Below are 15655 nucleotides of genomic sequence, written 5' to 3' on the forward strand. Positions count from 1 at the left end.
CGTCAATTCTCTGATGCTTCGCGCTTTTTATCCGTAAAAAGCTATAATGCACTAAAATGGTGCAACCTGTTCAGGAGACTGCTTTATGGCAACAGGCACGCAGCCCGATGCTGGGCAGATCCTCAACTCGCTGATTAACAGTATTTTGTTAATCGATGACAACCTGGCGATCCATTACGCCAACCCTGCCGCGCAACAACTGCTCGCCCAAAGCTCCCGCAAATTGTTTGGTACACCGTTACCGGAACTGTTGAGCTACTTCTCATTAAATATCGAGCTGATGCAAGAAAGTCTGGAGGCGGGGCAAGGTTTTACCGATAACGAAGTGACGCTGGTCCTCGACGGGCGCTCGCATATTCTTTCTGTGACGGCCCAGCGTATGCCGGACGGCATGATCCTGCTGGAGATGGCTCCGATGGATAACCAGCGCCGCTTAAGTCAGGAACAGCTACAGCACGCCCAGCAGGTTGCTGCCCGTGATTTAGTGCGCGGCCTGGCACATGAGATTAAAAATCCGCTTGGCGGTTTACGTGGCGCGGCGCAGCTGCTCAGCAAAGCGTTACCTGACCCATCACTACTCGAATATACCAAAGTGATTATCGAACAGGCGGACCGGCTGCGAAATCTGGTCGACCGTCTGTTGGGGCCGCAGCTGCCCGGTACGCGCGTTACCGAAAGTATTCACAAAGTGGCTGAACGCGTGGTAACGCTGGTGTCGATGGAACTGCCGGACAACGTGCGGTTGATTCGTGATTACGATCCCAGCCTGCCGGAACTGGCGCACGACCCGGATCAAATTGAACAGGTCTTGCTGAATATTGTGCGCAATGCGCTACAGGCGCTGGGGCCGGAAGGCGGTGAAATCATTCTGCGTACCCGCACCGCGTTTCAACTGACCTTACACGGCGAGCGCTACCGGCTGGCGGCGCGGATTGATGTGGAAGATAACGGGCCGGGCATTCCGCCTCATTTGCAGGATACGCTGTTTTACCCGATGGTCAGCGGCCGCGAAGGTGGCACCGGGCTTGGCTTATCCATCGCCCGTAATTTGATTGATCAGCATTCAGGCAAAATTGAATTTACCAGTTGGCCAGGTCATACCGAGTTCTCGGTTTACCTGCCTATCAGGAAATAAAGGTGACGTTTATGCAACGAGGGATAGTCTGGGTAGTCGATGACGATAGTTCCATCCGTTGGGTGCTTGAACGTGCGCTCGCTGGAGCGGGTTTAACCTGTACGACATTTGAGAACGGCGCGGAAGTGCTGGAGGCGCTGGCGAGCAAAACGCCGGATGTGCTGCTTTCAGATATCCGTATGCCGGGAATGGACGGGCTGGCGCTGCTCAAGCAGATTAAACAGCGCCATCCAATGCTTCCGGTCATCATTATGACCGCACATTCCGATCTGGATGCTGCCGTCAGCGCCTATCAACAAGGGGCGTTTGATTATCTGCCCAAACCGTTTGATATCGACGAAGCCGTCGCGCTGGTTGAGCGCGCCATCAGTCATTACCAGGAACAGCAGCAGCCGCGTAATATTCAGCTTAACGGCCCAACGACCGATATCATCGGCGAAGCGCCAGCCATGCAGGACGTGTTCCGTATTATCGGTCGGCTTTCGCGTTCTTCTATTAGCGTGCTGATTAACGGCGAATCCGGCACCGGTAAAGAACTGGTCGCTCATGCCCTGCATCGCCACAGTCCGCGCGCCAAAGCGCCGTTTATCGCGCTGAATATGGCAGCTATCCCAAAAGATTTGATCGAATCAGAACTGTTTGGCCACGAGAAAGGCGCGTTTACTGGCGCGAATACCATTCGTCAGGGGCGTTTTGAACAGGCCGATGGCGGTACATTATTCCTCGACGAAATTGGTGATATGCCGCTGGATGTGCAGACGCGTTTGCTGCGCGTGCTGGCAGACGGTCAGTTTTACCGCGTTGGCGGCTATGCGCCGGTGAAAGTGGATGTGCGGATTATCGCTGCCACTCACCAGAATCTCGAACAGCGAGTGCAGGAAGGTAAGTTCCGTGAGGATCTGTTCCACCGCCTGAACGTTATCCGCGTTCATCTGCCGCCGCTGCGCGAACGTCGGGAAGATATTCCCCGTCTGGCGCGCCATTTTTTACAGGTTGCCGCGCGCGAACTGGGCGTAGAAGCGAAGTTACTGCATCCGGAAACCGAAGCTGCTCTGACGCGTCTGGCGTGGCCAGGCAACGTGCGCCAGCTGGAAAACACCTGCCGCTGGCTAACGGTGATGGCCGCCGGGCAGGAAGTGTTGATTCAGGATTTGCCCGGCGAACTGTTTGAATCAACGGTTGCGGAGAGTACTTCGCAAATGCAACCGGACAGCTGGGCGACGCTTCTTGCGCAGTGGGCAGACAGAGCGCTGCGTTCCGGTCATCAAAATCTGCTTTCCGAAGCGCAGCCAGAGCTGGAGCGGACGTTACTGACGACCGCGTTGCGACATACGCAGGGGCATAAACAGGAAGCGGCGCGGCTACTCGGCTGGGGCCGCAACACCCTGACGCGTAAGTTAAAAGAGCTGGGGATGGAGTGATTCACAGCTTGTGTGTAAAGATTGATTATTGAGCGCAAATTGCTGGTATTTTACGCTTTACTGTTCCGATAAGTTCAGTATGATCTTGCCCGGAAAACGGGGAGAGTCATTATGCTGGAATCAATAATTAATCTGGTATCGAGTGGCGCAGTTGACAGCCACACACCGCAAACTGCCGTTGCTGCCGTGCTGTGTGCCGCAATGATTGGGCTGTTTAGTTGAGTTTCAGATTGCTGATGAAGTGCTCTTTGTTCATGCCGGATGCGGCGTGAACGCCTTATCCGGCCTACAAAAGCAATATTTTCAACAGGTTTTGTAGGCCTGATAAGCGTAGCGCATCAGGCAATCTTGTTCTCAGCACATTGATGGCGCTTTCGTTTTCTACTTTGTAAACGAAGCGCCATTCACTATTTAAATCACCCGTGAGAACTGCTGCATCCGCGCTTTCTGGCGCAGATAGGTATCAAAGCACATGCAAATGTTGCGGATCAGCAAGCGACCTTTCGCCGTCACCTGTATTCCCTTCTCATCCACATCCACCAGCCCATCTTTTGCTAACGGGGCGAGCAGCTTGAGATCTTCCGCAAAGTAATCAGCGAAGTGCAAATCCCACTGTTTCTCAATAGGGGCGTAATCCAGACGGAAGTTGCAGATGAGCGACTTAATCACATCGCGGCGAATACAGTCATCACGCGTTAGCGCAATACCACGCCACAGCGCATTGCCTTGTTCATCCACTTGCTGATAGTACTGCTTCAACTCTTTCTGGTTCTGCGCGTAGCAGTCGCCAATCATGCTGATGGCGGAAACGCCCATCCCCAGCAGATCGGTATCGCCCTGAGTGGTGTAGCCCTGGAAGTTACGATGCAGCACGCCTTCACGCTGGGCCACCGCCAGCTCGTCATCCGGACGGGCAAAGTGATCCATACCGATAAACTGATAGCCCGATTGCGTCAGGAAGGCGATGGTTTCCTGCAGGATATCGAGTTTTTGCTGCGGACTCGGCAGGTCAGCATCTTTGATTTTGCGCTGAGCAGCAAAAATGGTCGGCAGATGCGCGTAGTTAAAGACACTCAGACGATCGGGGTTCAGCTCCGCCACACGTTTCAGGGTAAAGGCGAAACTCTCCGGCGTCTGTTTCGGCAGGCCGTAAATCAGGTCGATGTTGGTGGAGGTAAAACCAATCTCACGCGCATGGTTAAGCAGTGCAAAGATGAACTCTTCATCCTGCTCGCGGTTAACCAGACGTTGCACTTCTTTGTTGAAGTCCTGCACGCCCATGCTCAGGCGATTAAAGCCTTCGGCGCGTAAATGATCGAGTACATCCAGTTCGATTTCCCGCGGATCGACTTCGATCGAAATCTCCGCATCGGCATTGAACTGGAAGTTTTCGCGCAGCAGCTTCATCAGGCGGCTGATTTGCGCTTTATTCAGATACGTCGGCGTTCCGCCGCCCCAGTGCAATTGGCTGACGTGACGCCCGGCGAACAGCGGTGCACGATGGACGATTTCTTGCTCCAGCGCGTCCAGATACTGATCGGCCTTGTGCTGCTGGCGAGTAACAATCTTATTGCAACCGCAGAAGTAACAAAGCTTATGGCAGAACGGGATATGTACGTAGAGAGATAATGGACGCTCAGGATAGCGCGCCACGGCTTGTAAAAACGCCTGTTCGCCGAAGTCTTCTGAAAACTCCAGCGCGGTCGGGTACGAGGTGTATCGTGGCCCGGAATAGTTATATTTCTGGATCAGGGCCAGATCCCAGTCGATTTGCTGTACAGACATGCTCACTCCTTCCGATGGCGTCTCTGGCGGCTACGGCGTACCGGCGGATGCCCGTTTCGGGTCATCAGCCGGTTGCGCAGCCACTTTTGTCGCCGCGACAACCGCTGTAGTTTAACGAATAACCACACCAGATAACATATAACCGGAAGGGTTATCAGCAGAACGGGAAGGCCCACGGCGGCAATCCGTTAGTTGCCCCGCAGCAGACGCATCATGTCTTCTTGCTTCTCGTCTTCTTCCTCTTCTTCGTCATCGTCATAAGAGAGGCCGAGTTTCTGCATCAACTCATCAATACGATCCAGTTTAGCATCCACCCAGGATTGCTCTTCGGCACTCAGGGTTTCGCCTGCTTCCAGACGTTCCAGCAGCGCATCCAGACGCTCATCCGTTTCCAGTAATTCCAACTCCGCCTGCGGTGAAAGCATAGGTTTCTCACTCTTCGGTTTGTGCTGTTTGGTGACTTTTTCAGTCACGCCCAATGGAATAGGGGTTTTACTGCCAATACGTGGATCTTTTGGTGCGTTCTGGCCTTTGCTGCCTGACGTGGTGTTTCCGCCCGCTGCGCGGCTGCCCGGCGCATGACCACGACGTTTTTTCTGACGCTTGCGATCACGAGCTTCCTGATCCAGCTCCTCGCGTGTTTTTCGACGCGCTTTTGCATGACCTTTGCTGCGTGAGTTTGAAGATGATGGTTTCATAATGGTTCGTCTTTTAGCCGTTTTATTCAGTATAGATTTGCGGCGGAATCTAACAGAAAGCAAGCAAAGAAAAAAGGCGACAGATTACTCTGTCGCCTTTTTTCCTGACTCATAACCCTTAACGGGTCTTACAATCCTTGCAGGCCGCCAACACACCCTGTTTTTCCTTTAGCCGGAACAATCCGTGTTGATTCCATTTCCGTTTAATTACGTCTCCGGACGTTTGTCTTCCTGACAATCCTCTGTCTTCGCCTCCTGGCGCTCCTGACCCTCATCCTGAGTCATTGTTCCTGTTAGCGTCCTCGCTCTATGGGTGCTACTTTACGCCTTTGCTTTAAACAAACAATCAACCGCCATCAGTATTTGCACATTTTCAGAGTTTTATATAAAAGCAATTCACTGATTTATATAGCTTATTTGACATGCATCGCAGAATTTTCTCTGCTATTTCGCATAAAGACTATCGGCAATGTCTCACAAAGCGTATGGCTTTTACTTACAACGCTCACGCCGAAAAATCCGCCTTTTATTATGGTTCAGGTATAATCGCCACAAAGCTTTGACTGACGGAGACGACCGCTTTGACTAATTTGAATTATCAACAGACGCATTTTGTGATGAGTGCGCCTGATATTCGCCACCTACCTTCCGATACCGGAATTGAAGTGGCTTTTGCAGGCCGTTCCAACGCAGGTAAATCCAGCGCGCTGAACACGCTGACTAACCAGAAAAGCCTGGCTCGTACCTCAAAAACCCCAGGGCGCACCCAGCTTATCAACCTGTTTGAAGTGGCTGACGGCAAGCGTCTGGTTGACTTGCCTGGGTACGGTTATGCGGAAGTCCCGGAAGAGATGAAGCGCAAATGGCAGCGTGCGCTCGGCGAATACCTCGAAAAACGTCAGAGCCTGCAAGGTCTGGTGGTGCTAATGGATATTCGCCATCCGCTGAAAGATTTGGATCAGCAGATGATTGAGTGGGCGGTAGACAGCAATATCGCCGTTCTGGTGCTGCTGACCAAAGCGGACAAACTGGCAAGCGGCGCACGTAAAGCGCAATTGAATATGGTGCGTGAAGCTGTACTGGCGTTTAACGGTGATGTGCAGGTTGAAACGTTTTCTTCGTTGAAGAAACAAGGCGTGGACAAGCTGCGGCAGAAACTGGATACCTGGTTTAGCGAGATGCAGCCTGTAGAAGAAACGCAGGACGGCGAATAATTTTCTTGCCTTAATGCTTGTGCCGGATGTGGCGTATCCGGCCCGTAAATTCAATAGATTACAATTCTACCGTTGGCCTGATAAACATAGCGCATCAGGCATTACGGATCTTTTCTTTCGCCCAATAAAAAACGCCCCAGTCATTACTGACTGGGGCGGCTAAAATATTCAGCCAAATCCGATTACGTGAAGTAAAAGGTCTGAAAGATAGAACATCTTACCTCTGTACCCTACGCGACTAACTTTACTCTTTTTTGTTCAGTTCAGAAAGCACTTTTTGTAATTTTTTTTCAGTTGTTGCATAGGAATTTCTAATAGCCATCACAAAACGTGACAGCTTATGTTGTTTACTTACGAAAAAAGGGCATGTTCAGGCGAATCTTAGTGCGCCTGATCCCAGTTTTCGCCACTCCCCACTTCCACCAGCAACGGCACATCCAGACGGGTACAGTTTTCCATCAGTTGATGAATCTGCTTCGCGACGGCATCAACATCATCTTTATGAACTTCAAATACCAGTTCATCGTGTACCTGCATGATCATACGTACACGCGGTTGCTCAGCCTGTAACCACGCATCAACGGCAATCATCGCCCGTTTGATAATGTCGGCGGCGGTTCCCTGCATTGGCGCGTTAATGGCTGCACGTTCAGCCGCTGCACGACGAGCACCATTGCTGGATTTGATATCCGGCAGATACAGACGGCGTCCGTCCAGCGTTTCAACGTAGCCCTGCTCTTTCGCCTGAGCACGGGTGCGTTCCATATACTCCAGCACGCCAGGGTAGCGTTCGAAGTAAAGGTCCATGTACTTCTGCGCTTCTTTACGTGGAATGTTCAATTGCCGCGCCAGACCGAAAGCACTCATGCCATAAATCAGACCAAAGTTGATCGCTTTCGCGCTACGGCGTTGCTCGCTGGTGACGGTTTCCAGTGGCAAACCAAACACTTCTGCCGCCGTTGCCCGGTGGATATCTTTTCCTTCCGCGAATGCGGTCAGCAAGCCTTTGTCACGCGAAAGATGCGCCATAATGCGCAGTTCAATCTGCGAGTAGTCCGCTGAGACAATCACATAATCCTCTGGCGCAATAAACGCCTGGCGGATACGACGACCTTCTTCGTTACGCACCGGAATGTTTTGCAGGTTAGGATCGGTTGACGATAAACGTCCCGTTGCAGTTACTGCCTGGTGATAAGAGGTATGCACACGCCCGGTTTTCGGGTTGATCATCAGCGGCAGCTTGTCGGTGTAGGTCGATTTCAGCTTCGCCAGACCACGATACTCCAGAATCACTTTTGGCAACGGATAGTCCAGCGCCAGTTCTTCCAGTACCTCTTCCGACGTTGACGGCGCGCCACCCGGCGTTTTCTTCAGCGGTTTAATACCCTGTTTTTCAAACAGAATGGTTTGCAACTGCTTGGTGGAAGAAAGGTTAAATTCTTCACCTGCAATTTCATGCGCTTTCTTTTCCAGCTCAGCCAGACGCAAGGTGAGCTCTTCAGAATGATTGTGCAGCACTTTCGGATCGATCTTCACACCGTTACGTTCAATGCGTGAAAGCACTGGCACCAGCGGCATTTCGATATTCTCGAAGACGTTCAACGGCCCTTTGTGTTTTTGCAGATCCGGCCACATTTTCAGATGCAACTGCAAGGTGACATCAGCATCTTCGGCGGCGTAACGTCCGGCCTCTTCGAGGGCAATCTGGTTAAAGGTCAGTTGATTTTTGCCTTTACCCGCAATCTCTTCAAAAGTGATGGTTTTGTGCTTCAACCAACGTTCCGCGAGGCTGTCCATATCGTGACGCCCGGCAACGCTATTGAGAATGTAGGACTCCAGCATGGTATCAAACGCAATCCCACGCAGCTCAATGCCGTAATTCGCCAGAATACCGCGATCGTATTTCAGGTTTTGCCCGACCTTCAGCGCCTTTTCATCTTCCAGCAGCGGTTTTAGCAACTCGAGTGCACGCTCGCGAGAGATTTGATCGGGCGCGTCAAGATAATCATGAGCAACCGGAATATATGCCGCTACGCCTGGCTCGATAGCAAAAGAAAGCCCGACCAGGTTAGCAGAGATGTTATCAAGGCTGTCGGTTTCGGTATCAAATGCAAATACCGGCGCTTTTTCCAGCTTCGCAATCCACGCTTTCAGTGTTTCTTCATCAAGGATGGTGACGTAGTTGTCATAAGAAATCACCGTTGCCGTCACTTCTGGCGCTTCGTCTGCAACACTGGTTTCCTGCGGCTTCGCGGCTGGTTTTGCCCCTTTGGCCTGTAACCATTTGCCCGCTTCGACATCAGCAGTCCAGCGTTTGAACTCATACTTTTTGAACAGCCCCAACAACTCTTCCGCTGCCGGTTGCTGCACTTCCAGTTGTTCACAGGTCAGCTCCAGTTCAACGTCGGTTTTAATCGTCGCCAGCTGGTATGAGAGATAAGCAACTTCTTTGTTTTGCTCGAGCTTCGCTGCCATTGTTTTCGCGCCACGGAAGCTCAACCCAGCAATTTTTTCTGGCTCGGCATACAGCGTATCCAGCCCGCCCAGACCTTGCAGCAATGCCTGCGCGGTTTTTTCACCGACGCCCGGTACGCCAGGGATGTTATCGGAGGAGTCACCCATCAGCGCCAGGAAATCGATGATCAGTTCTGGCGGCACGCCGTACTTATTCACCACCTCTTCCGGTCCGAGGATGGTATTCGTCATGGTATTGATAAGCGTAATATTTGGCGTCACCAGCTGCGCCATATCTTTATCGCCAGTGCTGATCAGCACCGGACGCCCGGCTTTTTCGGCTTCGCGCGCCAGAGTACCGATAACGTCGTCCGCTTCTACGCCAGAAACCGCCAGCAGCGGCAGTCCCATCGCTTTAACCATCGCGTGCAGAGGTTCGATTTGTGCTCGCAGATCGTCCGGCATTGGCGGGCGATGTGATTTGTAATGTTCAAACAGTTCATCACGAAAGGTTTTTCCCTTGGCGTCAAAGACCACCGCTGCATGCGTCGGTTTATATTGCATGATCAGACTGCGCAGCATGTTGAGGACACCATACATCGCACCGGTCGGCTCGCCTGCGCTGTTAGTCAGCGGGGGAAACGCGTGATATGCGCGATAAAGATAAGATGAACCATCTACAAGGATAAGTGGATTTTGGGGGATCTGAACCATAATGTCCGTGCCTGTTTATCAGATTATGGGTAAAGGATGCCACAGACAGGATAAAAACATGAGTTTTTCACCGCTTTTCGTGAAAATCTTTTGTAGATCTTCTGGATCGCTCGCAAATCGTCATGTGGATAACTTTGTGCATAAATTATTTACATCGCTTTTAATTTATTATCATGCTTTTTACAGTATGATGTTTGTCTTTGTTTTTCATGTAGTTAAAAATAAAGCCATCCCTAATAATTGAGATAATGGGATTTTTTCTAATGTGGATAGATATGAATTATTTTTCTCCTTAAGGATCATCCGTTATTTGGGTCGTTTTCTGCTAAAATCTGCGCCTTGCGCTTCTTTAGCGCACTGTCTATGGCTAACCTTTTGAATAAATTCATTATGACGAGAATACTCGCTGCGATAACCCTTTTGCTGAGTATCGTATTGACCATTTTGGTCACTATTTTTTGTTCCGTCCCGATCATCATTGCCGGGATTGTAAAACTATTGCTACCTGTGCCAGTCATTTGGCGAAAGGTTTCGCGTTTTTGTGATTTTATGATGTATTGCTGGTGTGAAGGTCTGGCGGTATTACTGCATCTGAACCCACACCTGCAATGGGAAGTTCACGGGCTGGAAGGGTTAAGTAAGAAGAACTGGTATCTGCTTATTTGTAACCACCGTAGTTGGGCAGATATTGTCGTACTGTGCGTGCTGTTTCGTAAGCACATTCCGATGAATAAATATTTCCTCAAGCAACAGCTGGCCTGGGTGCCATTTCTTGGCCTGGCGTGCTGGGCGCTGGATATGCCGTTTATGAAGCGTTATTCCCGCGCTTATTTATTACGTCATCCGGAGCGACGTGGTAAAGATGTTGAAACCACTCGGCGTTCTTGTGAAAAGTTTCGCCTGCATCCCACCACCATTGTCAATTTCGTTGAAGGCTCCCGTTTCACGCAAGAAAAACATCAGCAAACCCACTCCACTTTTCAAAACTTGTTGCCACCAAAGGCGGCAGGCATTGCGATGGCGCTAAATGTACTGGGTAAACAATTCGATAAACTGCTTAATGTTACGCTGTGTTATCCGGACAATAACCGTCAGCCGTTCTTCGATATGTTAAGCGGTAAACTGACGCGAATTGTCGTTCATGTGGATTTACAGCCTATTGCCGATGAGTTACATGGCGACTACATCAATGACAAAAGCTTTAAGCGCCATTTTCAGCAATGGCTGAACTCACTGTGGCAGGAAAAAGACCGACTTCTGACGTCGTTGATGTCATCACAGCGGCAGGACAAGTAAATTTTGCTCGCCTCTGAATGAGCAGAGGCGAGTGAGTATTTTAATGAACAAAACGTCCGGCACGAGACATAAATTCTTCTTCGCTCATCTCCTGTCCGTTAAAAACAACTTTACCCGGTGTATAACGCAGTTGCAGCGAGGCGGTATTGTTGTCAATCGTGATTAACTGAAACATCTGACCTAAGGTCATCATCCCGCTGATTTGTTTATCAGCCCGCTTTTGCGCTTTTTCCGCATCCATTCCTTCAGATAAATTAAGCTGTTTTGCGGTTTCTGTGACGACATTAAGCGGTAACTTCACATCAAAATTGAGCGATTTAATATCTTTGTTTGTGGATGATGAAGATTTGGCTGGGTCGGCAATACTGATATCCAGATTGGCATTTAGTTCGCCGAGTGCGTTCTTCCATTTTACCGGTTGTTTAATGGTCGGCTCACTTTTTTGTAATAACGGTAAATACTCTTTGAACAATGCAGCATTCACTTCTTGCAGAGCAACTTCATCGTTTGCTAACTCAGGGTGTGCAGCAAGCTGCTTCTGCATTGCAATGTTATACTGGATGATAAATTGGCGCACCGCTGAGGGATCAATAGATTCAGCAATCAATGACCACTCACCACTACCGAGTTGCTGATTCCCTTTTGTTAACTTATCAAGTTCGTAGGTCAGATTGACATTGATATAATCTTTGTCTTTAACGCGATCCAGCATGGTTTTTGCAACGAAAGCATCGATTTGGGCAACGTCTTCCCCGTGATTGATAATGTTAATCTGATTAAATTTCGACTCGCTTTCACCAACCGGAAATTTCTTTTCTTCTAATCGCGCCAGAGAATCAATGGTAAAACTTTTTGCCGTTACTTTGTTCATTGGTGATAATTGCAGAACAATATCTTCGACTTTGCCTTCAATATCCAGGTTAGACAATGAACTACCATCACCATTAAAAGTAAACTGGCCCTCACCAAAAGAAAACTTTCCATACTCTGCAGGGGCAACATCTAATGTCGTAGAGAATGAGCCACCAAACGCGAATCGCAATGTCGCTTCCACGGGCGATTTATTTTTCGCGGCGATAAATAGCGGTTGTGTCAGTTCATTATTCACTAAGTTCACTTTTGCCGCTGCCAGTGCTGGGATGACATTACCATGCATTAACATTGTGATGGGCAACGGACCGTGCTCAACATCCACATCAAATACAACTTTCTGGCCTGGCTTGATATTGAGATCGGGTGCACCGTTATCGAATGTCATTTGCATTTGAAAACGAGAATTAAAAAAACCTTTGTCAAAATTTTTATAACTTAACGTCATATCGTAGGCATGTTCACCTTTCTTTTTAGCATCGTTAAAATCTTTAATAAACTTTTCGACACCAGGCTGAATTTGCGTACCTGTGTACCATGTGCCACCACCCCAGATTACGGCTAACGCAACAATAACACCTGTAGCTGACTTATGTATCATATAAATATTCCCTGATAAAACAGCAAAACTTTAAATATCCGCTTATGCTGAAATAATGTCCAGCGGCAGGATGCATTATCAGAATGTATTTATATTTATTAAATAATAAAAAAAGCCCGTGAATATTCACGGGCTTTATGTAATTTACATTTAATTATTTTTTCTCGGACAGATATTTCACTGTATCAGCATACTGCTGAACAAAAACATCCATATTGCTGGTATCCATGCCCTGCGGATTCAGCTGATATTTACCGTTAACAAACATCGCCGGAACACCACGCAATTGCACGTCAGCTGCAGCTTTTTCCTGCTGAGCGACCAGAGATTTCACCACGAAGCTGTTCCACGCCGCGTCGTACTCTTCACCTTTAATACCTGCGTTGATAAATACATCGCGGATATCAGATGCTGAACGAATGGTCTGGGTTTTCTGTACGCCTTCAAACAGCGGAACAGTCACTTTGTCTTCCACGCCCAGCGCCATCGCCACAGCCCATGCCTGAGTCAGATCTTTGCCCAGGTCACCACCCATGAAGTTGACGTGGTATTTAGTCATCTTCACGCCTTCCGGCAGTTTTTTCTTCACATTATCAGAAATATGCAGAACTTCTTCAAACTGATAGCAGTGCGGGCAGAAGAAAGAGAAAAACTCCAGCACTTGCGGCGCGCCAGCTACCGGTTTTTCCAGGGTAGTGTACTGTTTACCATCTTCATACTGCGCCGCCGATGCGCTAAACGCTAAAACTAAACCAGCCAGCGCCAGCCAAATCTTTTTCATGATCTACTCTCTCCGATTAATACATAGGTGTTAATTGTAAAGGGGGTTCTTGTAGAACTTTTGCCTGTTCTATAAAAGTCGCCGTTTGTCGCAGCCAGTAATCTTCCCCGGTTAACCACGGGAAATTTTTCGGGAACGCGGGATCAGCCCAACGCCGCATTAGCCAGGCAAGATAATAAACCAAACGCATGGCGCGTAAAGGTTCAATCAGTCCGATTTCAGCGGTGTCGAACTCGCTAAATTCTTCATAAGCTTCAATAATAGTTTCCAGTTGCATCCGCTGCTCGGCTTTATCGCCATTGAGCAACATCCACAAATCCTGAATAGCTGGACCATTACGTGCATCATCCAGATCAACAAACATTGGACCATCGCGCCAGAGAATATTCCCGGCGTGGCAGTCTCCATGTAGCCGCAGAACGGTGAAGTCTTCCCGCCAGTGTGCTGTAACGGCGGCGATCAGCTCATCTGTCGCTTTCAGGAATGCCGCTTTCAACCCGGAAGGCATCAGTGTAGCGTCCTCAAACAGCTTGCGTGGCTCAATGAGATATTCATTCAGACCGATGGTCGGGCGATGGATAAAAAGCTGTTTGCGCCCCGTCTGGTGCATACGCCCTAAATAACGCCCAACCGCTTCCATCTGATCGATATTATCAGCTTCGAACTGGCGACCACCGACGCTTGGAAAAACAGCGAAATAAAATCCCTGATGATTCAATAAAGTCTGACCGTTAAAGGCCACAGGTGCTGCGACCGGAACTTCATCATTTACCAACTGCAACGCAAATTGATGTTCTTCGAGGATTTGATCGGCTGTCCAACGTTCAGGGCGATAAAATTTGACGACAAAACGTCGACGATCTTCGTCCTGAAATTGATAGACACGGTTTTCATAGCTGTTAAGCGGGGTAAGACCGGAATCCACCCGGATCCCTTGCTCAAATAGAGCATCCATGATGGTATCCGGGTGTAGTGTCTGGAAAGTAAAAGCGCTGTTGTTCATCCCATCATCCGGAAAACATTACGAATGATGAAGGATATCATTTCACGATGATTTTGGTGGCACCGCTTACAAGCTTTTACTCTTTAATTACGCCGCGAGCGCGTAACAGCGCCGTTTTGAAGTCTTCTTCATAATCTTTCTGCAAACCCGGGATCACCGCATCTTTCGCGGAATCACGCATTTTCAGGTGATAGATCAGAATGTCATCCGTCAAATCCGCCAGTTCGCCGTCAAAACCTGACTCTTTCGCCAGTTTCTGCAAAAATTGCAACAGGTTAAGGTCTGGCTCTTTTTGCCAGGCTGGCTGGAGGAGTTCAATAACTTCATTCAGACGTTTACATTTCATAGTAATGCTCCTTACTCTTGAGACAGACACGTTAGCAGGGTCAATCCCACAATAAAAGAGGCGATATCGGTGAATCTGATGACGACGATAACAGGCGTTGTGCTGGCAGGCGGTAAAGCCAGACGAATGGGCGGCGTAGATAAAGGATTGCTTGAATTAAACGGCAAACCATTATGGCAACATGTCGCTGACGCGCTTATGACGCAGCTCTCTCACGTCGTGGTTAATGCCAATCGCCATCAGGAAATCTATCAGGCAAGCGGTCTGAAAGTGATTGAAGATTCACTGGCGGATTACCCAGGCCCTCTGGCAGGAATGCTTTCAGTAATGCAGCAGGAAGCAGGCGAGTGGTTTTTGTTTTGTCCGTGCGATACTCCTTATATTCCCGAGGATTTAGCAGCCCGGCTTAATCATCAGCGCAAAGATGCGCCTGTCGTGTGGGTCCACGACGGTGAACGCGATCACCCGACTATTGCTCTGGTAAACCGCGCAATTGAGCCTTTATTACTGGAATATCTGCAAGCAGGAGAACGCCGGGTAATGGCATTTATGCGTCTGGCTGGCGGTCATGCGGTTGATTTCAGCGATAATAAAGATGCATTTATTAACGTGAATACGCCAGAGGAGCTTGCCCGATGGCAGGAAAAACGATGATACCGTTACTCGCCTTTGCCGCGTGGAGTGGTACCGGAAAAACTACGCTTTTGAAACAACTGATCCCGGCATTATGCGCCAGAGGGATCCGTCCAGGGCTGATTAAGCATACGCACCATGATATGGATGTTGATAAGCCAGGCAAAGATAGCTATGAGCTGCGCAAGGCTGGCGCGGCACAAACCATCGTTGCCAGCCAGCAACGATGGGCCTTGATGACGGAAACACCAGACGAAGAAGAGCTGGATCTACAGTTTCTCGCAAGTCGAATGGATACCTCAAAGCTGGATTTGATTCTGGTCGAAGGGTTTAAGCATGAAGAGATCGCAAAGATTGTGCTGTTTCGCGATGGAGCCGGACATCGACCTGAAGAATTAGTGATAGACAGGCATGTTATTGCTGTAGCCAGTGATGTGCCGCTTAATCTTGATGTCGCATTACTGGATATTAATGATGTTGAGGGGCTGGCTGATTTTGTGGTGGAGTGGATGCAAAAGCAGAACGGATAAGCAAGAGTAGGCTGGATCAGACGCAGCCAGTGTCGCATCCGACCTTTTTCTGCACCAGCGCAAAAAGGCCCAATCTTCCGACTGGGCCTTCTGCTTAATTTGATGCCTGGCAGTTCCCTACTCTCGCATGGGGAGACCCCACACTACCATCGGCGCTACGGCGTTTCACTTCTG

General features: G+C 49.4%; 15 protein-coding genes and 1 pseudogene. 7 read left to right on the plus strand and 9 right to left on the minus strand.

Annotation, left to right across the window (positions count from 1 at the left end; all coding sequences use genetic code 11):
• Positions 1–85: 85 nt before the first annotated feature.
• The 3 genes from glnL to FTE26_RS04315 all read left to right on the plus strand — a co-directional run bounded on the left by glnL (position 86) and on the right by FTE26_RS04315 (position 2778).
• Positions 86–1135, plus strand: a complete 1050-nt coding sequence (gene glnL / locus FTE26_RS04305) for a nitrogen regulation protein NR(II) (protein ID WP_000190580.1) — start codon at positions 86–88, stop codon at positions 1133–1135.
• Positions 1136–1146: 11 nt separating this feature from the next.
• Positions 1147–2556, plus strand: a complete 1410-nt coding sequence (gene glnG / locus FTE26_RS04310) for a nitrogen regulation protein NR(I) (protein WP_001188776.1) — start codon at positions 1147–1149, stop codon at positions 2554–2556.
• A 111-nt stretch (positions 2557–2667) separates the two neighbouring features.
• The gene (locus tag FTE26_RS04315) at positions 2668–2778 is read left to right on the plus strand and encodes a YshB family small membrane protein (protein WP_000893994.1); all 111 of its coding nucleotides are present in this window, start codon (positions 2668–2670) and stop codon (positions 2776–2778) included.
• 189 nt (positions 2779–2967) lie between these two features.
• Here the strand turns inward: FTE26_RS04315 and hemN are convergent, their stop codons facing one another.
• The 3 genes and pseudogenes from hemN to FTE26_RS04330 all read right to left on the minus strand — a co-directional run bounded on the left by hemN (position 2968) and on the right by FTE26_RS04330 (position 5324).
• A complete protein-coding gene (gene hemN, locus FTE26_RS04320; RefSeq protein WP_000116090.1) occupies positions 2968–4341 on the minus strand; it encodes an oxygen-independent coproporphyrinogen III oxidase in 1374 nt (457 codons plus the stop codon).
• A gap of 188 nt (positions 4342–4529) precedes the next feature.
• Positions 4530–5039, minus strand: a complete 510-nt coding sequence (yihI, locus tag FTE26_RS04325; RefSeq protein WP_001295266.1) for a Der GTPase-activating protein YihI — start codon at positions 5037–5039, stop codon at positions 4530–4532.
• Positions 5040–5157: 118 nt separating this feature from the next.
• A pseudogene (locus FTE26_RS04330) lies at positions 5158–5324 on the minus strand (hypothetical protein).
• A 296-nt stretch (positions 5325–5620) separates the two neighbouring features.
• Here FTE26_RS04330 and yihA point away from each other — a divergent pair.
• On the plus strand, positions 5621–6253 hold the full coding sequence (gene yihA, locus FTE26_RS04335) for a ribosome biogenesis GTP-binding protein YihA/YsxC (protein WP_000183349.1): 633 nt from the start codon (positions 5621–5623) through the stop codon (positions 6251–6253).
• 168 nt (positions 6254–6421) lie between these two features.
• On the opposite strand, the gene FTE26_RS20155 is transcribed toward yihA, so the two are convergent.
• Complete coding sequence (locus tag FTE26_RS20155) at positions 6422–6469, minus strand: spot 42 RNA, inhibition of DNA synthesis (RefSeq protein ID WP_071892919.1); 48 nt, start codon at positions 6467–6469, stop codon at positions 6422–6424.
• Between the two features lie 165 nt (positions 6470–6634).
• A complete protein-coding gene (gene polA, locus FTE26_RS04340; RefSeq protein ID WP_000250006.1) occupies positions 6635–9421 on the minus strand; it encodes a DNA polymerase I in 2787 nt (928 codons plus the stop codon).
• 363 nt (positions 9422–9784) lie between these two features.
• Between polA and FTE26_RS04345 the strand changes: the two genes are divergently transcribed.
• Positions 9785–10717, plus strand: coding sequence for an acyltransferase (locus FTE26_RS04345; RefSeq protein WP_001303740.1), 933 nt, complete (start codon positions 9785–9787; stop codon positions 10715–10717).
• Between the two features lie 40 nt (positions 10718–10757).
• Here the strand turns inward: FTE26_RS04345 and FTE26_RS04350 are convergent, their stop codons facing one another.
• The 4 genes from FTE26_RS04350 to FTE26_RS04365 form a co-directional block, all read right to left on the minus strand.
• The gene (locus FTE26_RS04350; RefSeq protein WP_000581437.1) at positions 10758–12188 is read right to left on the minus strand and encodes a YdgA family protein; all 1431 of its coding nucleotides are present in this window, start codon (positions 12186–12188) and stop codon (positions 10758–10760) included.
• Positions 12189–12342: 154 nt separating this feature from the next.
• The gene (dsbA, locus tag FTE26_RS04355) at positions 12343–12969 is read right to left on the minus strand and encodes a thiol:disulfide interchange protein DsbA (RefSeq protein WP_000725337.1); all 627 of its coding nucleotides are present in this window, start codon (positions 12967–12969) and stop codon (positions 12343–12345) included.
• Positions 12970–12985: 16 nt separating this feature from the next.
• Positions 12986–13972 carry a stress response kinase SrkA gene (gene srkA / locus FTE26_RS04360; RefSeq protein ID WP_001065520.1) on the minus strand — a complete coding sequence of 329 codons (987 nt, stop codon included), beginning with the start codon at positions 13970–13972 and terminating at the stop codon, positions 12986–12988.
• A gap of 76 nt (positions 13973–14048) precedes the next feature.
• Positions 14049–14318, minus strand: a complete 270-nt coding sequence (locus FTE26_RS04365; RefSeq protein WP_001295263.1) for a YihD family protein — start codon at positions 14316–14318, stop codon at positions 14049–14051.
• Between the two features lie 69 nt (positions 14319–14387).
• Here FTE26_RS04365 and mobA point away from each other — a divergent pair, with 69 nt between their 5' ends.
• Entirely contained in the window at positions 14388–14972 is a 585-nt protein-coding gene (mobA, locus tag FTE26_RS04370) for a molybdenum cofactor guanylyltransferase MobA (protein WP_001052174.1), read from the plus strand.
• Positions 14954–15481 carry a molybdopterin-guanine dinucleotide biosynthesis protein MobB gene (gene mobB / locus FTE26_RS04375; protein WP_000907641.1) on the plus strand — a complete coding sequence of 176 codons (528 nt, stop codon included), beginning with the start codon at positions 14954–14956 and terminating at the stop codon, positions 15479–15481. The genes mobA and mobB overlap by 19 nt, the downstream gene beginning before the upstream one ends.
• The last annotated feature ends 174 nt before the right edge of the window (positions 15482–15655 follow it).

This window comes from Escherichia sp. S10b (assembly GCF_028421345.1).
Classification (GTDB): Bacteria; Pseudomonadota; Gammaproteobacteria; order Enterobacterales; family Enterobacteriaceae; genus ECMA0423.

Bases quoted from the DNA above. Each gene is read 5' to 3' on its own strand.
- glnL (WP_000190580.1), top strand. From the start codon at position 86: ATGGCAACAGGCACGCAGCCCGATGCTGGGCAGATCCTCAACTCGCTG.
- glnG (WP_001188776.1), top strand. From the start codon at position 1,147: ATGCAACGAGGGATAGTCTGGGTAGTCGATGACGATAGTTCCATCCGT.
- FTE26_RS04315 (WP_000893994.1), top strand. From the start codon at position 2,668: ATGCTGGAATCAATAATTAATCTGGTATCGAGTGGCGCAGTTGACAGC.
- hemN (WP_000116090.1), bottom strand. From the start codon at position 4,341: ATGTCTGTACAGCAAATCGACTGGGATCTGGCCCTGATCCAGAAATAT.
- yihI (WP_001295266.1), bottom strand. From the start codon at position 5,039: ATGAAACCATCATCTTCAAACTCACGCAGCAAAGGTCATGCAAAAGCG.
- polA (WP_000250006.1), bottom strand. From the start codon at position 9,421: ATGGTTCAGATCCCCCAAAATCCACTTATCCTTGTAGATGGTTCATCT.
- FTE26_RS04345 (WP_001303740.1), top strand. From the start codon at position 9,785: ATGGCTAACCTTTTGAATAAATTCATTATGACGAGAATACTCGCTGCG.
- FTE26_RS04350 (WP_000581437.1), bottom strand. From the start codon at position 12,188: ATGATACATAAGTCAGCTACAGGTGTTATTGTTGCGTTAGCCGTAATC.
- dsbA (WP_000725337.1), bottom strand. From the start codon at position 12,969: ATGAAAAAGATTTGGCTGGCGCTGGCTGGTTTAGTTTTAGCGTTTAGC.
- srkA (WP_001065520.1), bottom strand. From the start codon at position 13,972: ATGAACAACAGCGCTTTTACTTTCCAGACACTACACCCGGATACCATC.
- FTE26_RS04365 (WP_001295263.1), bottom strand. From the start codon at position 14,318: ATGAAATGTAAACGTCTGAATGAAGTTATTGAACTCCTCCAGCCAGCC.
- mobB (WP_000907641.1), top strand. From the start codon at position 14,954: ATGGCAGGAAAAACGATGATACCGTTACTCGCCTTTGCCGCGTGGAGT.